The sequence below is a fragment of the Pseudomonas sp. zfem004 genome (assembly GCF_032621715.1).
GTDB lineage: Bacteria > Pseudomonadota > Gammaproteobacteria > Pseudomonadales > Pseudomonadaceae > Aquipseudomonas > Aquipseudomonas sichuanensis.
This window is the reverse complement of record NZ_JAVYJF010000025.1, coordinates 19,218-43,287: the sequence shown is the minus strand read 5'-3', so window position 1 is coordinate 43,287 and position 24,070 is coordinate 19,218. Positions and strand designations below refer to the sequence as shown.

Below are 24,070 nucleotides of genomic sequence, written 5' to 3'. Positions count from 1 at the left end.
CCCTCAGGATCCCAATGCCCGCGCCAAGGCGGAAAAGCCCGGCCCGGCCAGGACGATAAGCAAGGCCGGGAACAGGAACACCATCATTACCGCCGACATCTTTGCCGACATCTTCGACACCCGCTCCTGCAGGCCGGTCAGGCGCCGGTCATCCAGCAGTTCCTTGAGCGCCAGCAACGACTTCATCGAACCGCTGCCTTGCACCAGCAACTGCTGGAGGATCACGCAGGTGTCGATGAACTCGTCCACCGCCAGCAGCCGTGCGGTCTTTTCCAGCTCCGGCCCCAGCGCCAGGCCCGAGTCGACCCGCTGCAACACCAGCTGCAACTCGTCGCAGATGTTCGGCACCAGGCTGCGCCCCTCCAGGGCCAGCACGCGCAACGCCTGCTCCACCGCAAGGCCGGTCTCGAACAGAATGCGCAGCAACGGGATCATCAGGCTGACTTCCTGGGCGATCTTGCGTTGGCGCCGCGCCGCCGCCGCGGCAAGCAGGCGCTTGGGCACCAGGTAGCCGACACCCAGCGCACACAGCACCAGCACCATCCAGTTGCCCCGACGCTCACCCGGCAAGCCATGCACCATCACCAGCACCAGGCCGGTGGCCAGCAACGGCAGCCCGAGCTGCAGCGCGGCGAACAACGCCCGCTGCCGGCTGCGCCGCCAGCCCAGCCGATCCAACAGCACCTGAGCCTCGCCGTCGAGCCGCTGCAGGCGCCGCCCCAGCGGGCTGCTGCCCAGCCAGTGCAGCCAGTCACCCAGCCGTTCGTCAGGGGCCAAGCGCCCCTGCAGGCGGCGCGCCACCCGCTGACGGGCGCGCAACTGCCGCGCGGCCTGCAGCGCCAGCAGGGCAAAGCCGGCCAGCAGGCACAGGACGCTGAACAGCAAGGCAGCGTTCACAGGCGCCTCATCATGCGCCACAGCACCAGGCAACCGATGGCCTGCAGGGCGAAGGCCAGCAGCAACATCGTCTGTCCATGGCTGTCGCGCCACATGCCCAGCAGGTAACCGGGGTTGGCGAGCAGAAAGTAACCGACCATGCCCAACGGCAACGCCCCCAGGATCCACGCGGTGATTCGCGTTTCACCGGTCATCGCGCGCAACTGGCGGTCGCCCTGCTCGTGCTCGCGGATCAGCTTGATCAGGTTCTCCATCAATTCGCTGGCATTGCCGCCATGACGCTGGTTGATGCGCAGGCCCAGGGCAAACAGGCGCAGCTCGTCCTGGCGGTACAACTCGGCCAGTTCACTGACCGCATCCTCCAACGGCACGCCCATGCGCACGTTGCGCCGCACCCGCAGCATTGCCGAGTGCAGAGGCTCGCGCGTGCCATCGATACCCCCGAGCACCGCGTCGTTCAAGGTACGCCCAGCCTTCAGGCTGCGCACGCTGTAGTCCAGCAGGCCAGGCAGTTGCTCGACGATCTGCCGCACCCGTCGGCGGCAGCGCCAACTGAGGTAGGCATGACCAAGCAAAGGCAGGCCGAACAGCATCAGTAATGCCGCCACCCAGCCTCCGGCCAGGCCGGCGACCAGCACCAGGCCCAGCCAGGCCAGCAACCCGTAGTGCAGGCCACGCTCGCCCGGCGCCAGGCCGGCACGCTGCAGCAGCGGGTCGAGCCAGTCACGCCTGGCACTGGCACCTCGCACCGCGCGGTAGGCCCGCCCCAGGCGCTGCAGGATGCGCTCCTCACCACGCTTGTGCAGGGCCACACGCCACAGCAGCAACGCCATGCCCAGGCACAGCGGCGCCAGGGCCAGCAGCAGCGGGCCGATCACAGCAGGCCCTCGTGGCGCAGCTTGGCCCCTGCCGGGTGCGGCGCCTCGCTGAGGAACACATCGCCGCCGCGCCGGTCGAGGCGGAACAAGGTATTGGTCACGTACACGTCGTCACGCACGCCGACCACTTCCAGCACTTCGCTCACACAACGGCGGCCATCGGCCAGGCGGGTCAGCTGGATCACCACATCCAGCGCCGCGCAGATCATCTGGCGCAAGGTCTTCTCGGCCACCTGGCGGCCCGTCAGGCCAACCAGGGTTTCCAGACGCAGCAGGGCATCCTGCGCACTGTTGGCGTGCACTGTGCTCATCGAGCCATCGTGGCCGGTGTTCATCGCCGTCATCACATCGACCACTTCGGCGCCACGGATCTCGCCGAGGATGATGCGGTCGGGGCGCATGCGCAGGGCGTTGCGGATCAACTCGCTGGCCTTGATCTCGCCATGGCCTTCGGCGTTGGGCGGGCGGGTTTCCAGGCGCACCACATGCGGGTGGTGCAGTTGCAGCTCGGCGACATCCTCGATGGTCACCAGCCGCTCCTGGGGCGCGATCATCTGACTGAGGATATTGAGCAAGGTGGTTTTGCCGGTACCGGTGCCGCCACTGACGAGGATGTTGCAGCGCCGGCCCACGGCGCGTTCGAGGAAGTCGTAGATGGCCTGGTCGATGGCCCGGGTGGCCAGCAGGTCGGCACTCTTGAGCATGTCCTGGCGAAACTTGCGGATCGACAGGCACGGCCCGTCCAGCGCCACCGGTGGGATGATCGCGTTAACCCGGCTGCCGTCGGGCATGCGCGCATCGACCATCGGCGACGACTCGTCCAGGCGCCGCCCCAGGGGCGCCAGGATGCGCTGCATCACCCGTTGCACATGGTGTGCGTCGATAAAACGCAAGTCGGTATGCTGCAGCAACCCGCCCCGTTCGACGAACACCCGGAACGGGCCATTGACCAGAATCTCGGTGACACTCGGGTCGCGCAGCAGCACTTCCAGCGGGCCGTAGCCGGTCAGCTCGTCGACGATCTCTTCGGCCAGGCGCTCCATCTCGTAACGCGACAGGGCCAGGCGCAGGCGCGCCACATAGTCGCCCACCTGCTCCAGAACAAACTGCGCCAGGGCCGGGCGCGCGCCTTCGAGCAGGTTGCGGCCAGTGTCTTCGATGGCATCGATGACATGCCGGTGCAGGGCACGCTTGAGCACCTGCGGGTCGTTTGCCGCCTGCCGCGGCCCGCCAAAGGGTTCTTCGCTGCTCATCGGTTGCTCCACAGGCGGCGCAGCCAGGTGTGGGTGGGGGGCGCCAGGTTTTCCGAGCGCCGCGCCAGGCGCTCGCCGAGTTCTCGCAGTGCCTGGCTCAGCGCTTCGCGTGGGGCCAGCTCGAACAGGCTCAGGCCCTGGTTCTTTGCATTCAGGCGCAGCTCCGGGCTGTAGGGCATGACCTTGAGCAGCTTCAAGCCATAGCGCTTGGCCAGGGCCTCGGCATCCGGCGCCACATGGCGCATGAAGCGGTCGACCAGCAGGCTGGCATGCTCGAGCTTGATGCCGCGATCACGCCACTGCTCGAGCAGCTCCAGGTTACGCCGGCAATCGAGGATGTTCTGGTCGGTGTACAGGATCAGCTTGTCGCAATGGCTGACCAGGGTGCGCAACGCTTCGCTGTCGGCCTGCCCGGTGAGGTTCAGCACGATGTGCTGGAAATGCTGGCGCAAGGCACTGAGCAGCATGTACAGCTCGGCGGCGCTGGTCTGCTCCAGCGCCTCGTCGGTGGCGGCATAGGCAAGAATGCGCAGGCCCCCTTTGTCGCGGGTGAAGGCGCTGTCGATCAGGGTGGCGTCGAGCCGGCGCAGATGGCGCAAGGCATCGCCAAAGTGGAACGACGCCTCCAGCCCCAGCAGCGCCAGGCTGTCGCCACGAGGCAGGCCCAGGTCGAGCAGCAGAGTCTGCTGGCCACTGTCCTGCACCACCCGCGCCAGGTGGGTGGTCAGCAACGCACCGTCGGCCCCGCGCTGGGCACCGTAGAGCACGCTGAGCCCACCCAGGCTGGGGTTGCTGGCCACGGTCGGCAGGCGTTTGCCCAGGCGCCGTACCAGCCCGGCCACTTCGCTGGCCCGCGAACCATAGGCGACGAAGTCGCGGGCGCCAGCGCGCATGGCATGCAGTACCAGCTGGTTGTCCATGCCATCGCCAAGCGCGACGATGGCCAGCATCGGCTTGGCCTCCAGCACCCCTTCGATCAGCGCGCACTGGGCGATCAACTGCTCGCGGTCGAGGCCGATGAACACCAGGTTGCTGAAGGTCATGTCGACCAGCGCCAGCAACTCGTCGAGGCTCGGGCCATTGGCGCCGATCACCTGCCCCAACGGCGCCAGGGCGCCCTGCAGCCAGTGCAGGTCGTCCTGGTTGCGGGTCAGGGCCAGGTAGGTCTGGTTATGGCTTTCGTTCATCGGGACAACCCGCCTTGGCCTTCGAAACTGCCGTTTTCCATGAAGAACAGGCGACCCCAGCTGGGGTCGTAGGTGCGCAGCGCCTCGCCCGGCAGCTCCGGCAGGCGCGCGTCGGCGGCCAGCGGCTGGACCAGGTGCGGGGTGACGATCATCAGCAGCTCGGTCTCTTCACGGTTGAGCGCCGACTGGCGGAAGAACGCGCCGATGATCGGCAGGCTGCCCAACCCCGGCAGCTTGTCCACGGAAGAGCGGACGTTGCTGCTGACCAGCCCGCTGATGATGAAACTCTCGCCATCGGCCAGGGAAATACTGGTGTCGGTGCGCCGTACGCTGAGGGCCGGCACCTGGGTGCCGGCGATGGTCACCGCGTTGCTGTAGTCCAGCTCGCTGACTTCGGGGGCCACCTTGAGGGTGATGCGGTTGCGGCTGACCACCGTGGGGGTCAGTGCCAGGCGCACGCCAAATTCCTTGTACTCGATCGAGACGTTGTCGCTGCCACTGCTGGGCACCGGGATGGGCACCTCGCCGCCGGCCAGGAAGCTTGCAGTCAGGCCGCTGAGCACGGTCAGGCTGGGGCGCGCCAGGGTGTAGGCGAAACCGCTGTTCTCGAGTGCGTTGATCATCGCCAGGAAACGACTGCTGCCGCCGCCCCAGACGATGTTGAAGACGTTGTCGTTGAGGGGGATGCCTGGCCGCACATCAGCGTAGGTCACCGGGTTGGTGCCGTTCTGGATGCCCGGCACGTAGTCGGGGCGCACGAAGGTGTTGGGCACCGTGCCGGGCGAACCGAACAGGCTGTTGTTGGAGCCTTTGAAGAACAGCCTGGCACCGGCTTCCTTGTATTTTTGCCGGCGCACCTCGACGAAACGGATATCGGCCTGCACCTGGATCGGCAGGGCGTCCTCCCCGGCGGCCGGTTGCGTCACCTCGGCCATGTCAGCGCTGGCCCGGCCCTTGACGAACAGCATGGCCCGGTGCGGTCGCGAGGCGCAGTCTGTCCACAGCATCACGCTGGTATTGCCCTGCCCCACCGAGGTCAGCAGCACGGCACGCTCGCCGCTGGGCTGCACATCGGCCACCTTGGGGTCACCCACTGCGGCGCGGATGATGGCCACCGGCAGGCGCAGCTCCTGCTGCAGGCCCTGGTCCATCTCGATCACCGAAGGCAGCTGGTCGAAGGCTGCGCAGCCCTTGCCAACCGCTTGCGCCACCGGCATCAACAACCACAGGGCCAGGCACAACAGCCAGGGCCGCTGCGCGGAGCGACGCCGCGTGCGACGCCAGGAACTATGCAAAGAACTACGCATGAAATGCATCCTTGCCGGGTCAGGGGGTCTGGTTCGTGTCGGCGGCCTGGGCAGCGCCACGAATGATCTGCATGGTGGGTACTGCCGCAACCGCGGCCGGGCCGGCCAGCGGCACCTGGGACAGCTGGCTGAAGCGGTAGAGTTCCCGGTTGGCGGCGTCCACTTGAGCGCCTGCGTCCTGGCCGGACCAGTAACGCGCCAGCAACTGTTCGTCGGCGCTGCGCACTGCCAGGCGCAAGGTGCCGGCCTGGGCGGCCAGCATCAGGCGGCTGGCCAGGGCCTGGGGCACGGCCAGGCCTACGGTGCGGGTAACGGCGCCGCCCGTCATCATCTGCTGGTCACGGCGGGCCTTCTGCTCTTCGGCGGTCTGCGCCGGGCGGCCGTCATTGGCCAGGCCCGTCTGCTGGTCGACGCTGAGCACACGCAGGGCCGGCAGCACCACCTGGGCAGAGGATTGCGGGTTGTTGGTCTCTTCGCGCAGGAACAGCAGCACATCGACATAGTCGCCTGGCCGCAGTTGCCCGGCGGCGCCCACCACATCGTCCACCGCCACCGCCACCGCGCGCTCGTGGCTACGGATCATCCGCGCCAGCGGGCCGCCTACCTGGAAGCTCGACTCGTCGAGCCAACTGCCGGCCTCAAGTGGCCGCGAACTGCTGCGCCCCAGCACCTGTTCAGGCTGGTGGAAAGCCCCGGCGGGCACCACCTGCAAGCGCTCGACCAGCACGTCCTCAGCGGTCAACGGAGTATTGGCCGGCACAGCCCTGCGCAGCACCAGGATGGGTGTGCGTGGCGGTTCCGGAGGTTGTACGGGAGCCGGGGCAAGCGCGGGGGTCGATGCCTCGGTGGGGGCAACAACGGCAGGCGTTGGCGCGGTCTGCGCCGGGCGGCTCAGGCGCAGCCCCCAATAACCGGCCAGCAATGCAGCCAACAAAAACAGGCCAGCGAGGACCATGGTCAAGCGACTGCTCATTTCCGCACTCCCTGCGCCGGGGACCAATGCTGGCAAAAAGTAACTATTTCGCTATTGCAAGTTAGCGCAGCCCTGTCGAATCGCCATTTGTCGGGCTAGGTTTTTTAAGCCATGAAATTGACGCATAAAGAAAACAGGAACTTAGCCTCGCTGATTAAAGCTAATACTTTCGAATTAATGCTTTGTTACATTTGCAGGCCGCCACGGCTTGGCAATCCTGTGATGGCAAAGGGGTGTCACATTTCAAGCCCCGTGACCGGCGCCGACCGTGCGCAAGGAGACGTGCCATGCTGCTGAACCTGATCATCCTCCACTGCAAGAACTTCATTCAGCGCAAGGACGGCGCCTCCGGTATCGAATACGCGGTGATCGCGGCCATGGTCGCGGTCGTGCTGGCCGGGTTCGTCACCCCCATCTCGGGCGAGGTGAAAGCCATCATGACCACCATCCAGACCGCGATCACCCAGTAACCCTGCGCTGCGTGCATGCCGATTGATCCAGACCTTCGGGAGCCGACCATGCCGACCTCTTCCTTGCGTCAACAGATACTGCTGGTCGATGACGAGGAGGAGGCCCTGCTGGAGCTGGCCGAACTGCTGGAAAACCAGGGGTTCTGCTGCCATACCGCCGGCTCGGTGAAGACCGCTCTGCAACTGCTCACCCGCCACCCGGATGTCGCCCTGGTCATCACCGACCTGCGCATGCCGGAAGAGAGCGGCATCGGCCTGATCAAGCGCCTGCGCGACCATACTGCCCGCCAGCACCTGCCCGTGATCGTCATGTCCGGGCACGCCGACATGGACGACTGCAGCGATCTGCTGCGCCTGCAGGTGCTGGACCTGTTTCGCAAGCCGATTTACCACGCCAGGTTGCTGGAGACGCTGGATAACCTGTTTCCCAAGGCACTGCTGCATGCGGTGAACTAAGTTCGCCGCAAGGTTTGTGGCGCTCGATCTCATGGGAGCCACAAAACCTTCGGCGAACACCTGTCAGCCCCCCAGCCCACCTCACAATTGAAAACCGAAGCTCACCATCAGCCTCGGCCGCCGACTGAGACTGTCCAACGCAATGTCCGACATCGGCTTGGCCACCTCGACGGCAATGCTGTAACCCCGCCCATCACCAAAGCGCAGGCCAAGCGCCGCAGAGGACATACGCGCCGACTGCACCTCCAGCTTGTTGAACCAGGCCCGCGCAGCATCCAGCACGGCATACGGCTGCAGCACTCGAAACCAATCCCCCTCACGCCTGAAGCTGTAGTTGAGCTCGTAAGCCAGCCCCCAGCCCTTGTCACCGCTGGCCTGGTCACGAGGGTAGCCACGCCCGAAATTCTGCCCACCGAACACCACCCGTTCACTGTCGGGCAGGCTGTCATTGCTCCAGTAACCCGCCGCCGAGGCCACGCCCTGCCAATGCTCGGTGAAGTCGTCGCTCTGCAGGCCAGACAGGCGCAAGCGCAGAAAGTCCAGGTCGTCGCCGCCGTTGCTGCGCGCACCGAAATGGTCCAGGCCCTGGTACACCCCGCCACTCACAATGCGCAGGCGCCGGGCCTCTGCCTTGCGCCAGTCGACCTCGAACGACAGCGCACGGACATTGGTCTCGCTGTCCATCTGCCGGGGCGCGCCCACCCACTGGTAGTCGATGCGGTCCTTGACCATGTAGATGCGCCCCACCGCCTCCAGCCACTCGTTCGCAGAAACGATCAGCGGCTGGCTCAGGCCAACCGAATAGCGCTCACTGTCCCGCTGCTGGAGCAAGTCATCGCCATTGGCCAGGCGAATCCGCGTGCGCGGTTCACTGCGATAGCGCGAGGCCGACAGCAGCAACTGCGAGCCTTCATCGTCGACGAACTGGGCATAGTCCAGGCGATAGTAGTGCGCCTTGTCCTCACCCGGCGGCAGCAGCACGCTGGCGCTCAGTTGCTCGGCGTAACGGGTCTGGGCATTGCTGCTGGCTCCCAGCAGTGCCTGCAGGTCATCGCGGCTGCCGTCGTTGAGCTGGGCAGTACCGGTGAACGGTTTGCGCAGGGCCCGGACAACCATCCGGGCGCGCCCGTCGGCAGTGCCCGGCGCAAGGACCTGCGCCTGGGCAGTGACACCGGGGATGCGGCCGATCAGGCCGGTATAGCGCTCCAGGCTCGCCCGGGTCAGTGGCCGCTCGGTCATCAGTTTGTCCATCAACTGAGCCAGGTAGCCGCGCGCCGGGCCGATGTCGCCCTCGATCTGGTAATCGCCAATGTAGCCTTCCACCAGCACCACCCGCACTCGCCCCTCGCTGAAGTCCTGGGGCGGCAGCAAGGCGTATGAAAGCAGATAGCCGTCCTGCCGATAGCGCTGGGTAAGTCTGTCGGTCAGCCCGACCAGTTCGCCCAGGCTGACCTGCCGGCCGATCAACGGCTGGTAGTGTTCGCGCAAGTCGCTCAAGGGGTAGACGGTGCCCCCTTCGAAACGCACCTTGTGCACCTGCACCGGCGTGCTCGTCGCCAGCGCTGGCTGCTGCAGCGCACTCGGCGCGGGCAATTGCAGGGCCGGCGCAGCGGGGCGGTAGGCATCCATCGGCAGGTTCGGCGTGGGCAGGTGTGCTTCGATCCGACTGCTGTCGAGGAAACCCGGCAGCGGGGCAGCGCGGACCAGGCAGCCCCAGCACACCAGTAACATCACCAGCAGTGGACGCATGCGGACGCTCCCTGATCCCGAAGGTGCGAGAGTGCCCGTTGCTCACCCCCGCCACAGCAAGCGTAGGTGCCGCGATTGCAATCAGCCACCAGGCCAGGCCCCGCTGGATCACTCGCTGACCTGGAACTCCACACGCGCGGTTTCGCCGCTCTCGTCCAGCGCACTGAGCTCGATGCGCCCGGCCTGTTCGAAGCGCACCAGCAAGCTGTCCTGCCCGCGCGTTTCGCCCAGCGGCTGGCCATTCATGAACCACCAGCGCTGCCCGCCACCGCCCAGCGCCGACACCCGCACCTGCAGCGGCTCGCTGTTGGTGGCCGGGCGGCGCAGGTTGTCACCCGGGCGCACACCAACGATCGACAGCGGCGGTGCGCTGGCCGCCACCTGCGGTGGGCAGCTCGTGTCCACGGCCGGCAGCCGCGCCGCACGCTGTTCGATGCGCGGCAACCAGGGCTCAAGCGGTGCCGGCCACAGGGCAATGTCACGGGCCTTGGCGCCCGGGCAACCGGCATCGACGCGCAGCCCCTGGTCGTTGACCCATACCCTGTCGCGCAGGCCCAGGCCCAGCGGCTGGTCGGCGGCCTGCAAGGTGGGTGGCGTGGTGTTGTCGAGGGTCCAGGCGAAGCGCTGGCGGCGGCAGTTTGGGTCCTGGCGGTTCATCGGCTGGCCCAGCGGCCAGCAGATCGCCGCAACGCCCACCGAGTCCGGCACGGCTTCCACCGGCAGGCGGATGCCGCGCTGGGTATCACGGTTGCTCAGCAGGTCGTGTACCTGCAGCATCAGCGGCGCCGCCGAGGCCAGGCCGAACTGGCCCGGTACCGGCGTGCCGTCCGGGCGACCGATCCACACGCCGATCAGGTAACGCGGGCCGACGCCCACCGACCAGGCATCCCGAAAGCCATAGCTGGTTCCGGTCTTCCAGGCCAGCTGCGGGCGCTGCACCAGCTCGGCGTGGGGGTCGCGGTCGGGGCGTGCCAGGCCGCTGAGAATACGCCGGGTGACCCATGCCGAACCCGGTGACAGCAGGCGCTGTTCCAGCAGCGGGTCCTGGGGTTGCAGGCGGATCTTCGCGCTGCGCCCCTCACGGGCGAAGGCGGCATAGCCGCCGACCAGGTCTTCCAGTCGGCTGCCGGCGCCACCGAGGATCAACGAAAGGTTCGGCTCGGCCAAGGGTGGCAACACCAATGGCACGCCGCCCATGCGCATCTGCGCGGCGAAGCGTTTCGGCCCGTAGGCTTCGAGCAATTGCACCGCCGGCAGGTTGAGCGACAGCGCCAGCGCCGAGCTGGCCGACACCGGGCCACTGAAGCCCATGGAGAAGTTGCCTGGGCGGTAATCGCCATAGCGTCGCGGCACATCCTGCAGCAGCGACTCGGAGTGGATCAGGCCATCGTCCATGGCCATGGCATAGAGGAAGGGTTTGAGGGTCGAGCCGGGCGAACGCAGGGCATGGATCATATCGACATGCCCGAAGCGGCGCTCGTCGCCGATGTCGATCGAGCCAAGATAGGCACGTACTGCCATGCTCTGCGTCTCCACCACCAGCAACGCTGCCGAGGTGCGCTCGGGCAGGCGCGCGCGCCAGCCCAGCAGCAGGTCTTCCAGGCGCCGCTGCAGGGCGGCGTCGAGGGTGGTGCGGATCAACGGCGGGCTGTCCGGCGTGTTCAGGCGCCGGGCCAGCAGCGGCGCCAGTGCCGGTTCCTGGCGCGGGGCGAGCAGCAAGGGCTCCTCACGCGCCTCGGCAATGCGCTGTGCCGGCCACACCTGGTATTCGTCCAGGCGCTGCAGCACCTTGTCGCGGGCACGTTGGGCGCGCTGCGGATGGCGGTCGGGGCGCAACCGGCTCGGCGCCTGGGGCAACACCGCGAGCAACGCGGCTTCGGCCGGCGTCAAGTGTTTCGGTGATTTGCCCAGGTAAGCCCAACTGGCGGCCGCCACCCCCTGCAAGGTACCGCCGAAGGGTGCGCGGTTGAGGTAGATCTGCAGGATGTCGCGCTTGGACAGGTGCCACTCCAGCTGCGCCGTGCGCCACAGCTGGCGCAGCTTGCCCGCCAGGGTACGGTCATGTGGGTCGAGCAGGCGCGCCACCTGCATCGACAAGGTGCTGCCGCCGGACACCACGCGCCCGCCGCGCAGGTTGAGCCAGGCCGCACGGGCCAGGGCCATGGGGTTGACCCCTGGATGGTGATAGAACCAACGGTCCTCGTAGCCGAGCAAAGCCTCCAGGTACAGCGGCGAAACCTCGTCCGGGCTGACCGGATAGCGCCACACGCCATCGGCATCGGCGAAGCGCCACAGCGGTGTACCATCCTCGGCCAGCACCACCCGCGCCAGGTCGTCGCCCGGCATCGGCAGCGGCCAGATGCGGTCGGCCAACCACAACAGGGCGATGACCAGCAACAGGCCGACGGCGCCGCGCCGCAGGACGCTCATCAGGCGTGGCCGGGCTAAGCTTGGCATCGGGAACCGACCGGGCCGGGTGATGGCCAAAGGCTTGGAACCACCGATTCGTTCATCAGGAAGCAACTATGCATGTAGAAGGTTTTTTCGAGTGGCTGGGCCAGGTACTGGGGTCGGTGATCCGTTTCATCGTCGATGGCCTGAGCGGGTTATTCAACCTGCTGGCCAATGCCGGTGGCAACTTCATCGATGGCCTGGCACGCACCTTGGGCATGGACACTTCGCTGGTCAGCATCCTTGCCCTGATCGTTGGCCTGATGCTGCTGTACTCGGCGGTGCGCGCGTTCATGCGGGCATCGATCATTCTCGGGATCATCTGGGCGTTGCTGGGGTTGTGGGTGTTGAGTTGGGTGGTGCACTAGCGATACGCCTGTGAGTGCGGGCCTAGGTGGGAGCGGGCTTGCCCCGCGATAGCGTAAGCAGGAACGGCATCGTCGCCTGATATCACGCTATCGCGGGGCAAGCCCGCTCCCACGAGTTATTTCCTGTGCTGCCTCAGCGGGCGCGCACCACCATTTCGCCCTGGCTCTCGCCTACTGCCTGCACGTTCGGCCGGTACATCGACTCCACTTGCGGCGGCGGGATGCGGTAGCTGCCCGGGGTCACCGCACGCGCCAGGTACAGCAGGTGGGTGGTGCCGTAGCTGTCGAGCTTGAGCGCCGCCACGTAGCGGTCGTCGCGGTACTCCTGGTGCACTACGCTGGCGTTCTGCATCGACTCGCGCCACTGCTTCACCGCACTGCTCGCGTTGTCCAGGCTGGCGGCGCTCTGCGCCAGGTTCTGGTTTTCAAGCTCCAGCCCCGCCGGCAGCAGGTCCACCACCAGGGCATCCGGCACGCGGTCCTGGGCCTTGAGCGCCAGGTGCACCAGCACCAGGTCGCCACTGCGCAGGCTGCGTACATCCAGCGCTTGGCCATTCATGCCCAGGTACTCGCGGCGGATTTCCAGGCCGTTGCCGCTGGCGGCCGGGGCCTGGCGCGGGTAGCCCGACAGCGTCAGCTGCTGGTACAGGGTGTCGCTGCCTTCGTTCTGCACCGTCAGTGGCGAGGCCAGCAGCGGGCCTTCGAGCTTCATGCCCGAATCACTGTTGCTGAACTCACGCACCTCGCCGGCGCTGTCCAGGCGGGCCTTCCAGCTGCCCTCCGGCTTGCCCAGCAGGCCACGGCCGGCGAGGAACAGGGCATTGCGCTCCTGGGTCGACAGCCAGCGGTTGGCCGCCAGCTCGTCAGACAGCGCGAACAAACGCTGGTCGACCTGGTTACCCGCCAGGTTGTTCTCCTGCAACAAGGCGAGGATCAGCGCCTGGTCACGCAGCGCGCTGCCATAGTCGGCCATCCAGCCCTTGCTGCGGCTGACCGCCAAGCCCGCCTGCAACGCCTGCTGCGAACGCGGCTTGTCACCCATCTTGTCCAGCGCCACTGCCAGTTGCACCAACGGCAGGCCGGAGCGGGCATCGCTGCGCCGGTCGAACAGGCTGCGCAAGGCACCCAGCGGCGCCTGTTGGCTGCGCGCCAGCACCAGTGCGGCATAGGCCTGCACGGCAAAGCGGGTGTGTTCGGCGTTCTGGCTGTAGTCGACCTCGATCAGGTTGCGCTCCTGCACATAACGCAGCAGGCGCTCGCTGGCCTTCTTCAGGACTTCGGCCGGCACCCCGTAGCCTTGCTCGCGGGCGCGCAGCAGGAAGTCGGTGACGTAGGCGGTCAGCCAGTACTCTTCCTCGCTGTCCGAACTCCACAGGCCGAAGCTGCCGTTGTAGCGCTGCATGCCCAGCAGGTGCTCGATGCCCATCTCGATCTTGCGCTTGCGCACCTCACTCGGCTCGCCCTTGATGCCCAGGCGCTTGAGGCTGTCGGCATCGGCGTACAGCGAGGGATACAGGCCGCTGGTGGTCTGCTCCAGGCAGCCATAGGGGTAGGCTTCCAGGGCACGGATCTGCTCGGCCAGGTTCAGCGGCGGGCGACTCGACAAGGCCAGCGTGGCCTCCAGGCCCGCAGGCTCGAACTCGGCCAGGTCGCTGCCCGGCAGGCTCCACGGCTGGTCCTTGAGGGCCACGCGGTAGTGCTTGAGCATCGCGGGGTAGGCCGGGCGGATGCCCAGGGTCCACTCGCGCTCGAAGGCGTTGGCCGGCTCGCCCGGCAGTTGCAGGCCATTGACCTGCACCCGCACCTTGCCCTGGCCGAGGCCGCCCTGGGCCTGTACCGGGATCATCAAGGTGGTGCGCTGGCCTTCGCCGAGCGTGACGTTTTGCTGGGCCCCGCCCAGCAGATTCAACTGGCCTTCACCGATCACCTGCACCGTCAATTGCTGCGGGCGGCCAGACAGGTTGGCCAGGTCCAGCGCCAGGCTGGTGCGGTCACCACCGGCAAGGAAGCGCGGCGCCGACAGCTCGGCAATCAGCGGCGCGGCCACCACCGTCTTGCCTTCGGCCATGCCGAAGTGCTCTTCGGTCCAGGCCTGGGCCATCAGGCGCAGTTCGCCGTTGAAGTCGGGGATGTCGACCGTGGCCTGGCCTTCGCCCTTTTCATCCAGCGTCACCGGCAGGCTCTGCTGGGCAACGATGGTCACCGTGGTGTTGGGGCGCTTGCCGCCCTTGGCCATGGCCGCGTCACCACCGAATGCCAGGCTGGCCAGGCGGCCCTGGCCGGCTTCGATCAGCTGGCCGTAGATGTCCAGCTGGTCGGCGCCGTAGGCCTTGCGGCCGAACAGGCTGGCGAACGGGTCGGGGGTCTTGAAGTCGGTGATGTTGAGAATGCCCACGTCCACCGCGGACAGCAGCACATGCACCTGCTTGGGCACGCTGCCGTCGGCGTTGACGGCCTTGAACTTCACGGTCAGCGGCTGTTTCGGGCGCATCTTCTCCGGCGCCTGCAGGCTCACCGCGAGCTTGCGCTCGGCGCGGTCCAGCGGCAGGTGCAGCACACCTACGGCGCGCTTGGGGGTGGCATTGGCCTTGCGCTCGCCCGGGCGAATCACCAGGGCGCTGATGTACAGGTCATGGCGTGCCCACTTCTTGTCCAGCTCGACCTCGAAGGTCTTGCCTTCGGCCGGCACGTCGATTTCCTGCCACCACAGCGGGCCGTCGGCGGACTCGATCATCAGGTAGCCGGAGCCTGCGGCCGGTGGAGTGACGGTGACCTTGGCAGTACCCCCTTCCTTGTACGCAGGCTTGTCCAGGGCGATCTTCACCTGGTCGGGGCGCACCGCGCCGCCTTCGGCGTTGTCCTGGGCGCGGTAGCCCGCCCAGAAACGCGCACTCGACACCAGGCCGGTCTGCGGGTCTTCCACCTCGACGCGGTACGGGCCCCACTCCACCTGGAAGTTCAGCTTGGCGCTGGAGCCGGCCTTGACGCTGATGGTCTCCTCGTTCTGGGTGAGGAATTTTTCGTTGTAGTTGTAGCTCCAGCCGTCGCTCTGGGAGTAGTTCCAGTAGTAGTCGCGGCGCTCACGGATCAGGCGCACCTTGAGGTCGTTGGCGGCGAGCTTGTTACCGTTCTGGTCGGCGACCAGGAACTCGAACTCCACCGGGCCGTCGCCGTCGGTCTCTTCACCGTCGAACAAGCCACGCAGGCCCGGCAGGCGCTCGGCGGGCCAGATCGGCTGTTCCAGGCGGCGGGTGATCGGCCGGCCACCGGACTCCTGCAGGCTGGCCTGCACGGTCAGTTGCAGTGGCGAACGCGCTTCGCTCCAGCGGCTTTCGATATCGATACGGGCCTTGCCGGCCTGGTCGAGGGTGACTTCGTCCAGCTCCAGGTCCTGGTTCAGCTCGGTCTCGGTGACCGCGCCGAACTGGTAGCCCGGCAGCGCCTTCACCGCTTCGCGCAGCGGGCGCACGTAGGCCTGGCCACTGAGGCGGTTGCCGGCCGCCGGGGCGCCGTAGAGGTAACGGCCATTGACCTGGATGGTGGCGGTCTGCTCGGGCGACAGCGGTTTGCCGCTGCCCTTGAGCTCCAGCGCCAGGCGCTCGGGGAGGAAGTCCTCGACGAGGAATTCGTAGACCTGTTTGCGGCCACCCCCTAAGTCCAGCAGCAGTTGCCAGCGGCCGGTCGGTGCTTCCGTGGCCAGTTGCAGCTGGTACTGGAACAGGCCGTTCTGGTCGGCCTCCCAGACGAACTTGCGGCTCACCTGCTCATCCGGGCGACGCACTTCGACGCTGACCGGCTGGGCCTTGACCGGCTTGCCGTCCTGGTCGCGCAACAGGCCGTTGAGCAACACCGTTTCGCCTGGGCGATACAGGTCGCGCGGGCCGAAGATGAAGAACTGCAGCGGGTTGGCCTGGGGGCCGGTGATGTCGAATTCGGCCAGGTCCAGCGCAGCGGTGTTCAGGCGCAGCAGGGTGGTGTGCACGCCCTGGGTGGCGATCAGGGTGTCGGCCTTGGCGGTGATCGGCAGTTGCGCGTGGCCGTCGCCGTCGGTCTTGGCCTGCGCCAGCAGCTTGCCCTTGTCGTCGTGCAGTTCGAGGGTCACGTCCTTGAGGGCCTTGCCGCCTTCCAGGGCCTGGGTGAAGACGTCCAGGCGGTCGCGGTAGCGGTGGGCAGAGACGCCGATGTCACTCAGGGTGAACAGGGTCGCCGGCTGCGAATAGTCGTAGGTGCCCGAGGCACGCATCACGGCGAGGTACACCCCCGGCTCCTGCAACGGCTTGATCCCGGCGATCGGCAGCAGCACGGTCTCGCGGGTGTTGCGCGCAGGGTTGAGGTCGAAGCGGCCGCCGTAGACCAGCTCGGCCATGTCCAGGGTTTCCTTGGACTGGTAGTAGTACAGGCTGCTGTTACGGCCCCAGTTGGCCAGGAAGGTCGAGAGCATCTCGGGCTTGACCCGGAAGAACTCGACATCGACCTTGGGCACGTTCAGGGCAATCACCGGCAGGCCTTCGGCCAGGCGGGTCGGCAACAGCGAGCCACGGCTGGCGAAGCCCACGGTGGGCTGCATGTCGCGGGTTTCGAAGCGGCTGAGCGATTCGCTGGCGAGCGCATTGCCGTTGACCGCCAGCAGGCCCTTGTCGATGGTCAGGACCATCTTGCGCTGCGGTTCCAGGTGACGCAGGCGCAGCTCCATCTGGTTGTCGGAGAGCTCCCAGGCGCCGTCGACCTTGCCCTTGACGGTATCGACCAGGTGCAGCTTGGCGGCGAAGTCCTGGTTGGCGTCCAGCGGCGCGGACAGGCTGACCGACAGGGTGCTGGCACCGTCGAGCTGCACTTCCGAGACATCCAGCACGTTGAGTTCACGGCCGGCGTAGCGCTTGGCGAGCACCGCCGGGTCTTCGCGCTTGGCTGTCTTGGTTTCGGCGGGCGCGGCAGCGGTGGCAGCCTCGGTGGGCGCCTGTGGCTTGTCCGGTGAGGAGGAATCACAGGCACTGAGCAGGGCCAGCGCGCAGGCCAGCAACAATCCTTTGTTGAGCATTTGAGAGTGAACTCTTCGGCAGCGTGTACGTGAGGGGGGCAACTATAGCGCAACGCTGCCGGGGTTACCCGACCGCGCGCGGCAAGTGAGACCCTGTTCGCGCCGATTGGTTGCCGGGCCGGTACAATCCGTTCGGCAATCGCGGGGCAAGCCCGCTCCCACGCAAGTGCACTTCTCGTGGGAGCGGGCTTGCCCCGCGATTGCAATACCGCACTCACGCAGGAGCCCGCATGCCCCCTCTGTCCACCGCCTGGCACCACCGCCCCACCCACCGCAAGGTCTGGGGCCTGGCCGCGCCGATGATCCTGTCCAACATCTCGGTGCCGCTGGTGGCGCTGGTCGACAGCACGGTGATCGGCCACCTGCCCCATGCCCATCAGCTGGGCGCGGTGGCCGTCGGCGCCACGCTGTTCACCTTCATGGTCGGCCTGATGGGTTTCCTGCGCATGGGCTCCACCGGCTTCGCCGCCCAGGCTGCCGGCCGTGCCGACGGCGCTGCGCTGCGCCAGGTGCTGGTGCAGGGGTTGTTGCTGGCACTGGCGTTCGCCGTGCTGATCGGCCTGCTGGCCCTGCCCTTCAGCCAGTTGGCGCTACAGGCGATACAGCCCAGTGCCGCCTTGCACGAGTCCACCGAAGCCTTCTTCCACACCCGCCTGTTCGGCCTGCCGGCAGCCCTGGCCAGCTACGCCCTGGTCGGCTGGTTCCTCGGCACCCAGAACGCCCGGGCGCCGCTGGCGATCCTGCTGACTACCAACCTGCTCAACATCGCCCTGAACCTGTGGTTCGTGCTGGGCCTGGACTGGGGCGTGATCGGCTCGGCCCGGGCCTCGGTGATCGCCGAATGGAGCGGTGCGCTGCTGGGCCTGGCCCTCACCCGCCCGGCGCTGCGCGCCTACCCCGGGCACATTGCCTGGGCCGCGCTGCAACGCTGGCAGGCCTGGCGGCCGCTGCTGGCGGTCAACCGCGATATCTTCATGCGCAGCCTGGCACTGCAACTGGTGTTCCTGCTGCTGACCTTGCAGGGCGCGCGCCTGGGTGAGGCGACGGTGGCGGCCAATGCCCTGCTGCTCAACGGCCTTTTGCTCACCGCCTATGCCCTCGACGGCCTGGCCCATGCGGTGGAGGCCCTGTGCGGCCATGCCATTGGCGCGCGCGACCGCGACAGCCTGCGCCGTGCACTGGTGGTGGCCTGCGGCTGGTCGCTGATCGTCAGCCTGGGCTTTGCCGTGCTGTTCCTGTTGGGCGGGCATTTGTTCATCGACCTGCAAACCGATATCGCCAGCGTGCGTGAGGCGGCGTATCCGTACTTGCCGTATCTGGCGCTGCTGCCGCTGATCGCGGTGTGGAGTTACTTGCTGGATGGGTTGTTCATTGGCGCCACGCGGGCGCGGGAGATGCGCAATGCGATGCTGGTGTCGGTGCTGCTCGCCCTGCCCTTTGCGCTGGGGTTGAGCAGGTTGGGCAACCATGGGTTGTGGTTGGCCTTCTTGCTGTTCATGGCGTTGCGGGCGGTGACGCTGGGATGGGTGGGGTGGCGGTTGATGCTCAAGAAACAGTGGGTGTAAAAGCAAACAAATTGCAAAGTATATGGTATTGACTCAGACGTCCAAGAAGCTCAAAACGCAAGTCCCACGGAGGGGATCACCTATAAAACATTGAGCAAGGAGCCAACATGTACCCTCCTCCAGCCCCGCCAGGGGTATCCATTACCAGTAATCTTCACTCGGCCAGCATGGAAAGGCATTACTTCAAAAACGGTGGCACTGCATTTCTCTTGTCGTGGTTCTATAGCAAAGTACGCAACCGCGGCGAATGGGATTACAAGCAACACGGCCGCAAGTACGAAGCATTCGGAAATTTCAATTACGGTGCATGCGGGACGGCTGCTGGAATTTCACCAGAGACCTTGTTGAGGGGAGCGGGATGGGCCCAAGGACGTGCGGGAACAAGTAATCCAGCTTTCGGTAATTGGTGGGGAGACGTGCCGTATGGCGATGACCCGAGCGACCAAGAGTGGATCCAGGCAGGTATCGACTATGCAAAATCGTTGGGCTATTAAATGGCTGACTGGAGTGTTGGGAGGGGTAGCACTGGCACAAGCCCTATGGATCTGGATCCCGACAGCAGAACCACGGTTGGACAAGCTGATTCGCTCAACCCCCATCGGCACCCATAGCGCTATCTATGAAGTACTGAGCGATAGCAGTGGCGCGACAGTACCGCTAACTTACCTGTATTTCATTGCCAACCGCCAAGAAAACGAGCATCTGATACTCGAAGAGCTTCGGAAACGCTCTCCTTTCCTGATCACAAAACAAGCAGACGCAGTTAAAAAAGTCGAGGGTCTGAAAGTACAAGCTCGAACCCATGACACTGTTTATCGATACACGAGCATTGCCCTTCTCAAGGAAGGTGAAAAAGCGCTTCCCGTCATCATTGAGCTCACCGCTACAGCCGATACTGAGCAATAAAACCAAGGGGCCGCTATGCGGCCCCTTGGTTCATATCAGGAGGACAAGTACGAAGACCGGGTCAGCCCCAGGCGCAACGCATCCAGGAACTGGGTCCGCTCGCGCGCACTGATCTTGGCGCTGGCCACCTTGTCGCGGTAGTGAGTCATCAACTCCTCCGGCGACAGGTGCACGTAGCGCAGCATGTCCTCGATGGTGTCGTGGGTCTCGATACCGGCGTGGTACACGCTGCCATCGGCATTCTGGTAGATGTTCACCGAGTCGGTGTCACCGAACAGGTTGTGCATGTCACCCAGGATCTCCTGGTAGGCACCGACCAGGAACACGCCCAGCAGATAGTCCTCGCCCTCCTTGACCGCATGCACCGGCATGCTGGTCTCGATGCTCTGCTCGTCGACGTATTGATTGATCTTGCCGTCGGAGTCACAGGTCAGGTCCTGCAGCACCGCGCGGCGCAGCGGCTCTTCGTCCAGGCGGTGCAGCGGGATGATCGGCAGCACCTGGCCAATGGCCCAGGTATCCGGCAGGCTCTGGAACACCGAGAAGTTGCAGATGTACTTGTCGGCCAGCTTGTCGTTCAGCTCGTCCAGCACCTGGCGGTGCGAGCGCTGGCGGGCCTTGAGCGAGTTGTGCAGGCGACGGCACACGGCGAAGTAGCACTGCTCGGCCAGGGCTTTCTCGGCCAGGGTCAGCTTGCCGTCAGCGTACTGCGCAGCCACGTCACCCATGTAGTGGGTGGCGCGCCAGTAGGTCTCGGTGACCATCTCGATGTCGGTCGGGCCCAGCAGGTCGGCCAGCCACTGCACGGTCTCGGGCAGGCTTTCCTTGTTCTCGATGCGCGGCACTTCGTCGTTGTGGCTCTCGACGTCGGTCACCTGGATCACCAGCATGGCGTGGTGCGCGGTCAGCGAACGGCCGCTCTCGGAGAAGATGTGCGGGTGCGGCAGGCCCTGCGCGTCGCAGAACTCCTTGAGCATGCCGACCACCACGCCGGCATAGTCGTCCATGTCGTAGTTGATCGAGCTGGCGTTGCGCGAGTGGGTGCCGTCGTAGTCGACGCCCAGGCCACCGCCGACGTCGATATGGTCCACCGGCAGGCCCAGGGCGCGCAGTTCGCCGTAGTAGCGAATCGCTTCCTTGAAACCGTGCTGGTAGTCGGCCAGGTTGGCGATCTGCGAGCCCATGTGGAAGTGCAGCAGGCGGATGCCCTGATCCAGCTTGGCCTCACGGAAGCGCTGCACCACCGAGATCAGCTGAGCGGCGGACAGGCCGAACTTGGACTTCTCGCCACCGGTGTCGGCCCACTTGCTCGACGCCAGCGACGACAGGCGCACGCGCAGGCCGACCTGCGGCTTCACCTTGAGCTCGGCGGCCTCTTCGATCACCAGGGCGACCTCGGATTCCTTCTCGATCACGATGAACACGTTGTGGCCGAGCTTCTGGCCCATCAGTGCCAGGCGAATGAACTCACGGTCCTTGTAACCATTGCAGACGATGGTGCCGCCTTTCGGCGCCAGCGCCAGCACCGCCAGCAACTCGGGCTTGGAGCCGGCTTCCAGGCCGATGGAAACGTTCTGGGTGGCGATGATGTTCTCGACCACCGCCTCCTGCTGGTTGACCTTGATCGGGTACAGCGCGGTGTACTGGCTCTGGTATTCCAGGCGCGCGATGTTGGCGTCGAACGCACCGGTCAGCTGGCGCACGCGGTCCTGCAGGATGTCCGGGAAGCGCACCAGCAGCGGCAGCGACAAGCCGCTCTGGCGCAGTTCATCGACCTGTTCGAACAGGTCGATCGGGGCGCTGCCCGGGCCGTTGGGGCGCACTTCGACGCGCCCGGCTTCATTGATGGCGAAATAACCCGCGCCCCAATGGCGGATGCCGTAAACACTGCGGCTGTCCGCCACGGTCCATTGGCTACCATCGTCTTTGCGTGTGCGTCGTACGGACATTCAAGTCCCCTATGGATAAGTCGAAGACACTGCCCCGCAAGGGGCGGGCGCAGTGTAGAAGCTGAAAATGACGATTCGTCCGTGCCCGCAGGTAGACCGCGCGCACAGAACCGAGTTTAGAAAGCCTTGGGCAAAAATCCCGTGACGGCCTCAGCCGCCGGACTTTTTCGCCTTGAAACCCTGCTTGGTCAGCTCGCCGAGCAACAGCTCGACGTGGTCGCCCTGGATCTCGATGACCCCGTCCTTGAGCGCGCCGCCGGTGCCACAGCGGCGCTTGAGGGCGGTGGCGAGCTCCTTGAGCTGGTCCAGGGGCAGCGGCACACCAGTGATCGTGGTGACGGTCTTGCCACCGCGGCCTTTGCTTTCGCGGCGTACGCGGGCGATACCATCGCCTTCGGGGATGACGTGCTGGCTGCAGATGCAGGCGTCCACCGGCTTGCCACAGTCAGGGCAGTGCCGACCGGCATCGGTGGAGTAAACGAGACCGCCAAGGGCGGCGAAGGAAGAAGCTTTCTTGGTCACTTTTGTGCCTCTGTGCTGAGGACAAAAACTGGCCGACGGGAGCCGACCGCGAAGCCCCACTCTGGCAGGGGCGGCGCTACTGCCGCAAGGTTGTGCGGCAGCCCGAAAAGGGCGCGCAGTGTAACGATAAATCAGGCGCTTGCTAAGTACAGGATTGCGCCAATTTACGAATGTTTTGCGACCTCATCGCGGGGCGAGCCCGCTCCCACGTCCAGCCGTGACCACGTGGGAGCGGGCTTGCCCCGCGATCGGTCAGATCAGGCCAGCCTTGTACCGCTGCAACGCCGCCAGCGAATCCGGGCAATAGGGCAGTGACGCACTTTCCAGCTCGGCCTGTTCGACCGGGATGAACCGCGCCTCGCTCACCTCTTCAGGCTGCAAGCGCAACGCCCCGTCCCACACCGCCGAAAACACCGCGCACCACAGCCGATTGCCCGGCTGGTCGAAGTAGAACTTCTCGTGGAAGCGCAACGCAACGCCGCTCACCCCCAGCTCTTCTTCCAGTTCTCGGGCAGCCGACTCGGCATAGTTTTCATCAGCCCCGACCATCCCCCCCGCCGCCACATCCCAATACCCGGGATACAGCGCCTTGCTCAGGGTACGCCGGTGCACGCACAAGTCGCCGGCACTGTTGAACAGCAGGATGAAGGTACAGCGCCCGATCAGGCCGCGCTCACGCAGCTCGGCCCGCGGCAAGGCGCCGAGCGGCTGGTCGTGGTCATCCACCCAGGCCACTCGTTCGGCGTCGGAGGCCGCGCGGTGCGCGACCTCTTCAGGGCTGATGGTCATGTCAGCCCTGGGACAGCAGCTGGCGCAGGTCGATGACCGCGGCGTTAGCCCGGGAAATGTAGTTGGCCATGACCAGCGAGTGGTTGGCCCACATGCCGAAGCCGCTGCCGTTGAGCACCATCGGGCTCCACAGCGCTTCCTGGGACGCTTCCAGCTCACGGATGATCTGGCGCACGCTGACCGTGGCGTTCTTCTTCGCCAGCACGTCGGCAAAGTCGACCTCGATGGCGCGCAGCAGGTGCGACAGCGCCCACGCCTGGCCACGGGCCTCGTAGAACACGTTGTCGATCTGCAGCCACGGGGTTTCGACCACTTCTTCATCGACCTGGGGCGCCTGTCCCGGGGCCACCGACTCGGTCTTCAGGGTGTTGTTGAGCTTGACCCGGCCAACGCTGGCCGACAGCCGTTGCGACAGCGAACCCAGGCGGGTGGCGACGTCACCCAGCCAGTTGTTGAGGTTGTCGGCACGGGTATAGAAGATCGCGCCCTGGTCACCTTTGGCCAGACGGTTCTGGTAGCGGCCAAGCGACTTGATCCCCTCTTCGAACTCCGACTCGCTCGACGGCAGGATCCAGCTCTTGTTGTCGAAGTTGAAGCGCGGCTCGGCCTTGGCCAGGTCGGCGTCTTCGGTGGACTGCGACTGCGAACGGGCGAAGTCCTTGCGCAAGGCGCGGGACAAATCGCGAACCTGGACCAGCACGCCATATTCCCAGCTCGGCATGTTGTCCATCCACAGCCCTGGCGGGAAGCGGTCGTTGGAGATGTAGCCACCCGGCTTGTCGAGCAGGGTGCCGGCCACGGTCTTGAGGGTTTCGACGGTGGTGTAGCCGACCACCATCTGCTGGCCGTTGCGCTCGGCAGCGGCCTGGGCATTCTGCTGCACCGGGAACAGTGCCGGCTCCTCGCTCCAGTACCAGCCCAGGCCCAGGCAGACCAGCAGGTACAGACCGATCAGGGTCCCCAAGGCGCGGCTCCAGAGGCCGCCAAGATAGCTACGGGTGGCCGAGCCACGGGCTTGCACCCGCTCGCGAGGCTCGGCTTTGGCCTCGCGGTTTTTCCAATCCAGCATGGCATTGTCCTTGATCAGTGAAGACGGTACAGGGCTTGGACCTCTGGTTGGCGCCAGGGTGCCACGGCAAGCCCGCGTGGCAGCACTATAAAGCAGACGCCGCCATTCGTATAAGCGACCAACGGGTCGGCAACTGAATAATCGTCCCCAAACACTTTGTTGACCCTGGGCACTCGCTTGTCGGAAAAGCGGTGCTAGCATAGAGCCATCACTGAACCTGCACCTCCTCTACTAACAAGCAGT

General features: G+C 65.9%; 19 protein-coding genes. 6 read left to right on the top strand and 13 right to left on the bottom strand.

The genetic code is table 11. From position 1 onward, the window contains the following. Positions 1-3: 3 nt before the first annotated feature. Genes RTH46_RS22340 through cpaB form a run of 6 tightly spaced genes read right to left on the bottom strand, consistent with a single transcriptional unit; the run spans position 4 to position 6,495 of the window. Positions 4-897, bottom strand: coding sequence for a type II secretion system F family protein (locus RTH46_RS22340; RefSeq protein ID WP_178125780.1), 894 nt, complete (start codon positions 895-897; stop codon positions 4-6). Beyond that, positions 894-1,775 (bottom strand): type II secretion system F family protein, encoded by an 882-nt coding sequence (locus RTH46_RS22335; RefSeq protein ID WP_279846701.1) that lies wholly within the window; start codon positions 1,773-1,775, stop codon positions 894-896. The genes RTH46_RS22340 and RTH46_RS22335 overlap by 4 nt, the downstream gene beginning before the upstream one ends. Beyond that, a complete protein-coding gene (locus RTH46_RS22330) occupies positions 1,772-3,028 on the bottom strand; it encodes a CpaF family protein (RefSeq protein ID WP_153785803.1) in 1,257 nt (418 codons plus the stop codon). The genes RTH46_RS22335 and RTH46_RS22330 overlap by 4 nt, the downstream gene beginning before the upstream one ends. Further along, positions 3,025-4,215, bottom strand: coding sequence for a pilus assembly protein (locus RTH46_RS22325; protein WP_316906654.1), 1,191 nt, complete (start codon positions 4,213-4,215; stop codon positions 3,025-3,027). Before RTH46_RS22325 ends, RTH46_RS22330 begins: the two co-directional genes overlap by 4 nt. Continuing rightward, positions 4,212-5,522: a type II and III secretion system protein family protein gene (locus RTH46_RS22320; RefSeq protein WP_410478590.1), complete on the bottom strand. Its 1,311-nt coding sequence runs from the start codon at positions 5,520-5,522 to the stop codon at positions 4,212-4,214. Before RTH46_RS22320 ends, RTH46_RS22325 begins: the two co-directional genes overlap by 4 nt. 19 nt (positions 5,523-5,541) lie before the next feature. Then, positions 5,542-6,495: a Flp pilus assembly protein CpaB gene (cpaB, locus tag RTH46_RS22315; protein ID WP_316906653.1), complete on the bottom strand. Its 954-nt coding sequence runs from the start codon at positions 6,493-6,495 to the stop codon at positions 5,542-5,544. 287 nt (positions 6,496-6,782) lie between these two features. Between cpaB and RTH46_RS22310 the strand changes: the two genes are divergently transcribed. Both RTH46_RS22310 and RTH46_RS22305 read left to right on the top strand, forming a co-directional pair. Beyond that, positions 6,783-6,965, top strand: coding sequence for a Flp family type IVb pilin (locus RTH46_RS22310; RefSeq protein WP_153785799.1), 183 nt, complete (start codon positions 6,783-6,785; stop codon positions 6,963-6,965). Between the two features lie 48 nt (positions 6,966-7,013). Continuing rightward, positions 7,014-7,421, top strand: coding sequence for a response regulator (locus RTH46_RS22305; RefSeq protein ID WP_153785798.1), 408 nt, complete (start codon positions 7,014-7,016; stop codon positions 7,419-7,421). A gap of 81 nt (positions 7,422-7,502) precedes the next feature. Here RTH46_RS22305 and RTH46_RS22300 read toward each other — a convergent pair whose 3' ends face one another. Both RTH46_RS22300 and pbpC read right to left on the bottom strand, forming a co-directional pair. Continuing rightward, positions 7,503-9,170, bottom strand: coding sequence for a ShlB/FhaC/HecB family hemolysin secretion/activation protein (locus RTH46_RS22300; RefSeq protein WP_153785797.1), 1,668 nt, complete (start codon positions 9,168-9,170; stop codon positions 7,503-7,505). Between the two features lie 108 nt (positions 9,171-9,278). Then, positions 9,279-11,627: a peptidoglycan glycosyltransferase PbpC gene (gene pbpC / locus RTH46_RS22295; RefSeq protein WP_316906652.1), complete on the bottom strand. Its 2,349-nt coding sequence runs from the start codon at positions 11,625-11,627 to the stop codon at positions 9,279-9,281. A 68-nt stretch (positions 11,628-11,695) separates the two neighbouring features. Between pbpC and RTH46_RS22290 the strand changes: the two genes are divergently transcribed. After that, a complete protein-coding gene (locus RTH46_RS22290; RefSeq protein ID WP_110735938.1) occupies positions 11,696-11,989 on the top strand; it encodes a hypothetical protein in 294 nt (97 codons plus the stop codon). A 133-nt stretch (positions 11,990-12,122) separates the two neighbouring features. Here the strand turns inward: RTH46_RS22290 and RTH46_RS22285 are convergent, their stop codons facing one another. Further along, positions 12,123-17,027, bottom strand: a complete 4,905-nt coding sequence (locus RTH46_RS22285) for an alpha-2-macroglobulin (RefSeq protein ID WP_316906651.1) — start codon at positions 17,025-17,027, stop codon at positions 12,123-12,125. A gap of 230 nt (positions 17,028-17,257) precedes the next feature. Between RTH46_RS22285 and RTH46_RS22280 the strand changes: the two genes are divergently transcribed. The 3 genes from RTH46_RS22280 (at position 17,258) to RTH46_RS22270 (ending at position 19,498) form a co-directional block, all read left to right on the top strand. Next, positions 17,258-18,592: an MATE family efflux transporter gene (locus RTH46_RS22280; RefSeq protein WP_316906650.1), complete on the top strand. Its 1,335-nt coding sequence runs from the start codon at positions 17,258-17,260 to the stop codon at positions 18,590-18,592. Between the two features lie 107 nt (positions 18,593-18,699). Further along, entirely contained in the window at positions 18,700-19,086 is a 387-nt protein-coding gene (locus tag RTH46_RS22275; RefSeq protein WP_153785793.1) for a polymorphic toxin type 44 domain-containing protein, read from the top strand. Then, entirely contained in the window at positions 19,064-19,498 is a 435-nt protein-coding gene (locus RTH46_RS22270) for a hypothetical protein (RefSeq protein ID WP_153785792.1), read from the top strand. Before RTH46_RS22275 ends, RTH46_RS22270 begins: the two co-directional genes overlap by 23 nt. 35 nt (positions 19,499-19,533) lie before the next feature. Here the strand turns inward: RTH46_RS22270 and speA are convergent, their stop codons facing one another. The 4 genes from speA to RTH46_RS22250 all read right to left on the bottom strand — a co-directional run bounded on the left by speA (position 19,534) and on the right by RTH46_RS22250 (position 23,827). Next, the gene (gene speA, locus RTH46_RS22265) at positions 19,534-21,447 is read right to left on the bottom strand and encodes an arginine decarboxylase (RefSeq protein WP_153785791.1); all 1,914 of its coding nucleotides are present in this window, start codon (positions 21,445-21,447) and stop codon (positions 19,534-19,536) included. A gap of 150 nt (positions 21,448-21,597) precedes the next feature. Continuing rightward, complete coding sequence (locus RTH46_RS22260) at positions 21,598-21,969, bottom strand: translation initiation factor Sui1 (protein ID WP_153785790.1); 372 nt, start codon at positions 21,967-21,969, stop codon at positions 21,598-21,600. 252 nt (positions 21,970-22,221) lie between these two features. Next, positions 22,222-22,758: an NUDIX hydrolase gene (locus tag RTH46_RS22255; protein ID WP_153785789.1), complete on the bottom strand. Its 537-nt coding sequence runs from the start codon at positions 22,756-22,758 to the stop codon at positions 22,222-22,224. Between the two features lies 1 nt (position 22,759). Beyond that, positions 22,760-23,827, bottom strand: a complete 1,068-nt coding sequence (locus tag RTH46_RS22250; protein WP_153785788.1) for a DUF2333 family protein — start codon at positions 23,825-23,827, stop codon at positions 22,760-22,762. Positions 23,828-24,070 lie beyond the last annotated feature (243 nt).